This window comes from Mesorhizobium sp. M7A.F.Ca.US.006.04.2.1, from assembly GCF_004022915.1.
In the GTDB taxonomy this organism is placed as follows: Bacteria; Pseudomonadota; Alphaproteobacteria; order Rhizobiales; family Rhizobiaceae; genus Mesorhizobium; species Mesorhizobium ciceri.
This window is the reverse complement of record NZ_RZQA01000208.1, coordinates 1-8,104: the sequence shown is the minus strand read 5'-3', so window position 1 is coordinate 8,104 and position 8,104 is coordinate 1. Positions and strand designations below refer to the sequence as shown.

Annotated in this window: 8 protein-coding genes; 4 read left to right on the top strand and 4 right to left on the bottom strand. The window is 64.9% G+C overall.

Features of this window, described 5'->3' with window-relative positions; genetic code table 11:
• Window positions 1-812: SAF domain-containing protein (locus EN925_RS13600; RefSeq protein ID WP_348630328.1), on the top strand; the 812-nt coding region annotated here is incomplete at its 5' end.
• A gap of 4 nt (window positions 813-816) precedes the next feature.
• On the opposite strand, the gene proC is transcribed toward EN925_RS13600, so the two are convergent.
• Genes proC through EN925_RS13585 form a run of 3 tightly spaced genes read right to left on the bottom strand, consistent with a single transcriptional unit; the run spans window position 817 to window position 3,994 of the window.
• Window positions 817-1,632: a pyrroline-5-carboxylate reductase gene (gene proC / locus EN925_RS13595; protein ID WP_127384496.1), complete on the bottom strand. Its 816-nt coding sequence runs from the start codon at window positions 1,630-1,632 to the stop codon at window positions 817-819.
• Between the two features lie 60 nt (window positions 1,633-1,692).
• Window positions 1,693-3,027, bottom strand: a complete 1,335-nt coding sequence (locus EN925_RS13590) for an O-antigen ligase (protein ID WP_013530224.1) — start codon at window positions 3,025-3,027, stop codon at window positions 1,693-1,695.
• Window positions 2,996-3,994 (bottom strand): glycosyltransferase, encoded by a 999-nt coding sequence (locus EN925_RS13585; RefSeq protein ID WP_127384495.1) that lies wholly within the window; start codon window positions 3,992-3,994, stop codon window positions 2,996-2,998. Before EN925_RS13585 ends, EN925_RS13590 begins: the two co-directional genes overlap by 32 nt.
• 172 nt (window positions 3,995-4,166) lie before the next feature.
• On the opposite strand from EN925_RS13585, the gene EN925_RS13580 reads away from it, so the two are divergent.
• From EN925_RS13580 to EN925_RS13570, 3 genes are read left to right on the top strand one after another with little or no spacing between them, the layout of a single operon-like run.
• Window positions 4,167-5,339, top strand: coding sequence for a glycosyltransferase family 4 protein (locus EN925_RS13580; protein ID WP_127388237.1), 1,173 nt, complete (start codon window positions 4,167-4,169; stop codon window positions 5,337-5,339).
• A complete protein-coding gene (locus EN925_RS13575; protein WP_063170060.1) occupies window positions 5,336-6,130 on the top strand; it encodes a WecB/TagA/CpsF family glycosyltransferase in 795 nt (264 codons plus the stop codon). Before EN925_RS13580 ends, EN925_RS13575 begins: the two co-directional genes overlap by 4 nt.
• A complete protein-coding gene (locus tag EN925_RS13570; RefSeq protein ID WP_127385835.1) occupies window positions 6,127-7,050 on the top strand; it encodes a DUF6492 family protein in 924 nt (307 codons plus the stop codon). Before EN925_RS13575 ends, EN925_RS13570 begins: the two co-directional genes overlap by 4 nt.
• A gap of 79 nt (window positions 7,051-7,129) precedes the next feature.
• Here the strand turns inward: EN925_RS13570 and EN925_RS13565 are convergent.
• On the bottom strand, window positions 7,130-8,104 hold a 975-nt coding region (locus EN925_RS13565; RefSeq protein WP_128336615.1), incomplete at its 5' end, for a lipopolysaccharide biosynthesis protein.

Sequence of the window (8,104 nt, the reverse complement as noted above, 5' to 3'; positions counted from 1 at the left end):
GCTGCATGGAACTGATCGAGTTTGCGTCGGCGCTCGGGTTGACCATCGTGTCGGCCGGCAAGGGCAAGAACAACCCGCTCAACCACGATGCCGTGCCGGACGACTATCGCGCCGAAGCGATCCGCCGCAACATGAACCCGCGCATGCTGGTCGAGTTCGTCGACGGCTCCAAGACCATGGTCGAGATGTGCGCCATCGCCAACGCCACCGGGCTGGTGCCGGACGTCCCCGGCATGCACGGCCCCAAGGCCGATCGCGACGACCTCGCCAAGGTGCTGATCCCGCGCGAGGATGGCGGGCTGCTGTTGAAGAAAGGCGTCGTCGACTACACGGTCGGCAAGGGCGTCGCGCCCGGTGTCTTCGTCATCGTCGAAGCGACGCATCCGCGCATCATCGAGCGCATGGACGATCTTCATATCGGCCACGGCCCCTATTACAGCCTGTTCCGGCCATACCATTTGACCTCGCTGGAAGTGCCGCTGACCGCCGCCCGCATCGTGCTTTTCGGCAAGCCCGACATGGTGCCGCTGCCGCGGCCGGTTGCCGAAGTGTGCGCCGTTGCCAAGCGCGACCTTGCCCCCGGCGAGACCTTCGATGCGATCGGCGAGACTTGTTACCGCTCCTGGACGATGACCGTCGGCGAAGCCCGCGCCCAGCGCGCCGTGCCGGTCGGCCTGCTCGAGGGCGGCAAGGTGCTGAAACCGGTCACGAAAGGCGAATTGCTGACGGCGGATAATGCGTCGCCCGACCAGACGACGAGGCTGTTCGCCTTGCGCCGGCTGCAGGATGAGATGCTGTACGGGACAAACTGAGGATTTATCTCCCCAGTTCGACCGACCGCAGCCGCGCAGCCTCCACCGCTTGCGTCAGCAGATTGGTCAGCCGGTCCTCGCCCATCAGAACGGCCAGCGCCGCGGCCGTCGTGCCGTTGGGGCTGGTGACCTGCCGGCGCAGCACGCCCGGTTCCTCGCCGCTTTCGGCGGCGAGCGAGGCGGCGCCATAGACGGTCTGCATGGCGAGCAGCTTGGCGGTCGCCGTCGGCAGACCGGCCTTCTCGGCGGCAACCGTCAGCGCTTCGATGAAATGGAAAATATAGGCCGGCCCCGATCCGGACACGGCGGTCACCGCATCCATCAGGCCCTCATCGTCGATGGTGGCCACTTCGCCGCTCGCCGACAAAAGGTCGGCGACGAAACGCTTGGTGTCATCGGACACGAGCTTGTTGGAGAACACCACCATCATGCCCTTGCCGATCGCCGCGGGCGTGTTGGGCATGCAGCGCACGATCGGCGCGCGGTTGCCGAGGATTTCCTCGAAGGTGGCGGCAGGCGTGCCGGCGGCGATGCTGACGAAGGTGGTGCGGCCGTCGCCGAAGCGCTTGTAGGCGGCCGTGACGTCGCGGATCACCTGCGGCTTCACCGCGATGACGACGAGATCGGGCAGGGCATCGGCCGGTATGCTACCGGCATCGGCTGATGTCACGCAGCCCAGCGTTGCCGCGCGATTGCGCAGATCGGCATTGGGCTCGACCACGAAAACCGCCGACGGCGCGAGCTTGCCGGATTTCAGCCAGCCCGAGAGCATGGCGTAGCCCATATTGCCGCAGCCGGCGAGAACAAGCCTGATCGTCATCGAAAGCCCTCCAAAGGAAGGCCTTCACATAGACGCTGGCGCTTCCCTGGGGAAGCCCCATCAGGATCGCGAGCCACGATCGGGATCGCGCACCGCGATTGGCCGCAGCGACACTTGCCTGAGGCCGAGCACGCCGAGCACGAAGAACAGCCAGACCGGGTCGCCGCGATGGAAGAAGAAGCTTTCGAGGAAAGCGTTAAGCGCCGTGAACAGCACCACCATCATGAAGAAGTCGCCGAGAAAGATGTTTTCCCTGCGCAACGGAATGCGCATGTAGTCGCGCAGCGGCGCGATGAGGAAGGTGTAGACCGCCACGCATAGTGCCGGAATGCCCATCAGCACGGCGATGTCGAGATAGCCGTCATGGCCGTGCACGATGGTCCTGATGTCCCAGGGCCGGTCGAAGGGCTGGTCCTGGTTGAGCAAGAGCGGCGTGCCCCAGAAGCTTTCATAGCCGTAGCCGGTCCATGGCTTCTTCGCCAGCATGCTGCCGGCGAACTCCCACAGCGTCGTGCGGCCGGTATAGGTCATGCCGGGGAAATAGATCGCCGCCAGATGTTTTACAGGCGGCAGGAAGACGATGCCCAGCGTGCCGACCGCCGTGGCGATGATGGCCAGCGCAAACAGGATCGGCGTGCCGAGCCGCATGCCTATCAGGCTCGGGAACATGACGATCAGGATCGAGAACGGCACCAGGCCGGCTGTCGTCTTGGAGCCGGTGTGCAGCATGAAGATCATCGCCGCGAAGAAGATCCCGGCGCCCCAGTAGCGCTGCCCGCGCCGGTAGAGATAGAGGCCTGCGAAGCTGAGGCAGGCCATGACCGGCCCGGCAATGTTCTTGTGGGTGAACACGCCGCGCCACAGTCCGGCATGTTCGGGCTCCTGCGAGTCGGCTGTGTGCATCGCCTCGTGCGGAAAGACGATGAGGCCGAGATAGGAAAGGCCCATGACCACGACGGCGGTGAAGATGATCACCTTCGAGAAGGCTTCGGCGTCGCGCGGCAGCACCAGGATCGTCGCCATCGTCAGGATGCCGATCAGCGTGAAGGAGGCGGCGCGCATGGCCGAAGGCGGATCGGTCGACAGGATCACCGAGAGGAAAAAGAAGCCCAGCATCAACACCCAGGATGGGCTCAGCAGCGAGCGCACCACGCGCGGATCGGCAAAGGCCATCAGCGAGAAGATCGACATGGCGCCGAGCGAACCGAAGCCAAGCTGGTTGACGATGTCGCCGCCTTGACCGGTGAGTTCGGCGCCGCCCGGCTGGAACGGCCGGAACGACACCATGATGACGGTGAACAGCAGCGCGGCAATGGCGGTGGCCACGCCTTCGCGCGTGAACGCGTCGCCGAGCGGCGCGCGCTCAGTTTTTCTCAGGCTGGCGGTATTGCTCATTGGCATATCCGAATTCGGCCAGCACGCGGCCCAGCGCCACATGGACGGGGTAGATGGCGATCGCCGGCGATCGGGTCCGCGCCAGCCGGATCAGGCCGCGAAACGGCGAGGCGGCAAGCAGTGCCAGGCTCTTCAGCAACACTTTGGCGCCGGCCATTGGCGTGCCGGCGCGCTTCTTCTTTTCGACCAGTGTCGAGATGACGCCGTTGCGCAGGCTGCGGGCGCGGATCCAGTCGGCTTCGATACGCCGCGCCGGAACGGTTTCCAGCACCTTGGCCTCGGCGCACCAGCCCAGCACAAAGCCCTTTTGCACCGACCGGCTGAGAAAGTCGGAATCGCCGCCGCCCATGAAATTGAATCTGAGATCGAGAAAGGGCGGACCCATGGCGATCAGCACGTTGCGCCCGACCAGAAGATTGCCCGACGAATAGAGCGCCGGCACGCGTCCGGTTTCCCGGTAAGGCGGCGCGAACACCGGATGGTCTGCCCATCGCGCATGGGCGGGGTCGGCAAACACGGGCACCTGCGGGCCGCCGACAATGTCGGCGCCGAGCGTTTCGGCAGCCAGGCACATCCGTTCCAGCCACTGCGGATCGGCGATCTCGTCGTCGTCGATGACCAGCAGATGCCTGAAGTTCGGGAATTGCAGGATGGCTGTCTGCCAGCCGGCATTGTAGGCGCTGCAATTGCCGCGCTCGTGCGCGATGATCACCAGGCCCGGCATTTCGCCCCGCTCGAACAGCGGCAGCGCCGCCTTGGCGCCGGCCCGCGCCTCGGCTTCGTTCTCCATGACGATCACGGCAAAGCGTCTGCCGGTTTGCTGCGCGCGCAGCGACGCCAGCGTTTCCAGCACTTGCTCGGGACGCTTGAAGGTCGGCAAGGTGACGACGGCTTCGACGGCCTCGACGTCAAGCCGCGGCGTGCGTCCCGCGACCGTTACCGAGCCGTCCGATGGCAAAGGGATCATCCGTGTCCAGCCACATGGTGAGTTGGGCTCTGGTAGCACCACGGTTGATAAGGTTTCGTTAATCACCTTGTACGGAGAAGCCCGCCAGGCAGCGGCTTTCGGTCGTCGAATGTGCAGGCTTAATCAAGGGTTCACCGCACTTTGCTACCGGCTACACCACTGGATAGGTAAGATGCATCTGCTGTTCGCCACATCGATCGTGCCCGACGGCGCTCTCGCCTCGGGCTACGAGATCGCCAACGCTGCGATCATCGCTGCCTTGCGGCGCGCTGGCGCGCGCGTCACCGTCATCGGCTTTACCTGGCCGGGGAAGCCCGCGGCCGACCCCGAAAACACCGTGGTGCTGGGTGCGATCGACGTGCGCACGGAAAATGCCTCCGCGCGGCAAAAGCTGGCCTGGGTCGGCAAGGCGCTGCTTTCGGGCCTCACCTTCGCGTCGGTCAAGCTGCGCGCCGTGTCCGACAGCGATGTTCTCGCTGCCATTGAGCGTGCCGGACCGTTTGACGGCTATGTCTTGAATTCCGTGCAGTTCGCCGGCGCCTTCGAAAAGCTGTTCGCTGAGCGGCCTTCGATCTTCGTTGCCCACAATGTCGAGCATCTTTCGGCGCGGGAGAATGCCGCTGCCGCCGGCAGCCTCTTCCAGCGCCTGCTGTTTCGCCGCGAGGCGAGGCTGCTCAAGACCGTCGAAGAGCGTCTCTGCCGCCGGGCGCGCTTCGTCTTCACCCTGGCCGAGGAAGACCGCGCCGCGCTCGGTGTCGCCTCCGACAACCGCTCGGCGGTGCTGTCGCTGGTGACCGGTGCCCAGGCGCCAACCCTGAAAAGCCCGCGCCGCATCGACTGCGACGCCGCACTGATCGGCACCTGGACCTGGCAGCCGAACCGCATCGGCCTCGACTGGTTCCTGGGCAAGGTCGTGCCGCATCTGCGGCCCGATTTCCGCATCCGCATTGCGGGCCACATGCCTTCGGGCGTCGCGTCGAAGCACCCGGGTGTCGAATTTGTCGGCCGCGTGCCCGACGCGCAAGCTTTCGTGCGCGGTGCTGCCGTCATCCCGCTGATCAGCACCGCCGGCAGCGGTGTCCAGTTGAAGACCATCGAAACCTTCGAGCTCGGCCTGCCTTCGGTCGCCACCAGCCGTTCGTTGCGCGGCATCGACCACCGTCCTTCCAATTGCGTCGTCACCGACGATCCCGTTGCCTTCGCCAGGGCGCTCGAGGCTGCGGCGGCCGACATCCGCGACGTTGACGGCAGCGCGTTCCGGGGCTCGCAGGTCAAGGCGCTCGACGCTGCCATCCGGCTCGGCCTCGAAAAGCTCGCCCCTCTCAGGCAGGAGGCGTTTGCATGAACATGCATTCCGCCCGCGCCGCTTTCGGGCTCGACACGCTGAAGACGATCCTTGGCATCCCGGTGGTTGCGGTCCGCTGGAACGATGCCATCGCCCTGCTGAACCGGTTGATTGCCGAGCGGCGCTTCACCAAGGTCAGTTTCCTCAACGCCCACAACGCCAACATCGCCTATACCGACCCGGTGTTCGCCGAAGCACTCGATGATTTCCTCATCCTGCCCGACGGCATCGGCATCGATCTGGCGGCGAGGCTCCTCTACGGGGCGCCGTTTCCCGACAATCTCAATGGTACCGATTTCGTCCCGGCCTTCCTGCAGGCCTCGACGACGCCGCTGACCGTCGGGCTGCTCGGCGCGACGCGCGTCAACGCCGAAGCGGCGTCGGTCAAGCTGGCGGCACTGGCCGTGCAGCACCGGTTCGTGGTGATCCATGACGGCTATTTCCCCCCTTCGCAGGAGCAGGAAATCGTCGACCGGATTGCCGCGCTTCGGCCCGACGTGCTGCTCGTGGCCATGGGCGTGCCGCGCCAGGAATTGTGGATCGAACGCCATATCGACGCGCGCCATTGCACGCTGCCGATCGCCGTCGGCGCGTTGCTTGATTTCCTGAGCGGCGCGGTGCCCCGCGCGCCCTTGTGGATGCGCCGGCTGCGGCTCGAATGGCTGTTCCGGTTGGCTGTCGAGCCGGGCCGCCTGTGGCGCCGCTATGTGGTCGGCAACCCGCTGTTCCTGCTGCGCGTCGTCAGGCAGAAATTCTCGCTTGCGCCCGAAGCCGCGGGAGATACCAAATGAACAGCAGGTTCGTGCCAGGTGCCGCTGTCGAGCCAAGCCCGCTCCGGCAGACACCGACGGCGGCCATCGTGACGGCAAGCTATGCGCCCGATTTCGAGCGCTGTCGCCTGCTGTGCGAGACACTTGATCGCCACGTTTCTGGCGCGGCGCACCATTACATCCTGGTCGAGCATCGCGATGTCGGCCTGTTTCGCCAATTGGAGACCGGCCGCCGCACGGTGGTCGACGAGCGGGAATTGCTGCCGCGCTGGCTGCACGCCTTCGACGATCCGCTCAGCCTGTTTCGCCGGCGCGTCTGGCTCAGCCTGAAGACCCAGCCGCTGCGCGGCTGGCATGTGCAGCAGTTGCGCCGCATCGCCATATCAGCGCATGCATCTCAAGACGTGCTCATCTTCTGCGATTCCGATGTTGCCTTCCTGAAACCTTTCGACTGCGGCGCCTTCTGGCGCGACGGCAAGGTGCGCCTGTTCCGCCGCGACGCTGTGCTGGCGGACGAAGGTCATGAGGAGCATCGCATCTGGTCGCGCAATGCGGGATCGGCACTCGGCATCGACCCGTCCCGGACGTCGATCCATGACTACATCTCGACGCTGATCGCCTGGCGGCGCGACACCGTGCTGGCCATGTGCGGCGAGATCGAGAAGGTCCATGGCCGCAACTGGGTCGAGGTCGTCGGTTCGGCGCGCAAATTCTCCGAATGCATGATCTACGGCCGCTATGTCGACGATCTGCTGGACGGAGCCGGCCACTTCCACGGTTCCGAAGAGTTCTGCCGCGTGCACTGGACCGGCGAAGCGCTTTCGGATGACGAGTTCCGCCGCTTCGTTGCCGCCATGGCGCCGGAGCAGGTGGCGATCGGCATGCAATCCTTCATCGGCACCGATATCGGCCGCATCCGCCGTCTGATTGGGTTGGATTAGATCATCCCGAAAAGCGGAAACCGGTTTTCTCGGACAACGATTTCCGTTTGTCCAGAAGTCATGTACAAATGAGAAAGTCCTAGACGGGTTTGGCCGGCTTGCGCATCGCCGAATAGGTGAGCAGCGTCGAGGCGAGATACAAAAGCAGGAAGACGACATTGAGCGACAGCACCAGCTTCGGCGTGTCGAGGATGGTCGTCAGCACATAGGTCAGCAACAGCGCCTTCAATCCGGCGAGCAGGCCGAGATTGAGCGCCCGCACCAGCGTCTGGCCGCGTGCGAACAAAAGCTCGGCCTGGTATTCGATCAGATTGCGCAATCCCGGCACGCAGATCGCCAGCACCACCAGCGGGGCAGCCTCGGCGACATTCTTGCCGAGCGCATTGGGGAAGAAATGCAGCACGATGCCGAGCGTCAAGAGCGCCAGCGTCGACACCGCGAAAACGCCGCCTTCGATGCCGCTCTTGACCGCCAGCCGTGACAGCAGTTCCGGCGCGCGCATCATGCGCTGCACCAGCATCATCGAGAAGGTGCGGATCGGAATCGCCGTCAGGTCTACCAGCCGCATGATGATGGCGTAGATGCCGGCCAGATGCGGGCCGCCGATCGCCAGCACCAGCAGCTTGTCGAACTCCATCTGCAGGTAGAACAGCACTTCGGCGCCGGCCACATAGATGGAATCGGCCAATCGCCGAAGATACAGCTCGACGCGCAGCCGCAGCCTCTGGCGCGGGTAGAAGAAGCCGAAGGCAATCAGCAGCGAGGCGGCATTGGCGCCGATATAGAACCAGGACCATATCCAGACGCTGTGTTGCGCTGAGAACATGAACAGCACCGCGCCGAGCGCCCGCAGCGCGGTCGCCAGGATGGCCAGCAGCGCGGCGCGGCCGAACTTGCCCAGGCCGTTGTTGACGATCAGCGCCACCTCCACCGGCCGCCACAACAGCGCTTCGGCAAAGACGATTGCCGCAAACACCGACAGCGGCACGGTGTCGGCAAAGAAAAGCAGATAGACGCCGAACGAGGCCACGGCCAGCAGCGGCAGCGACAGCAC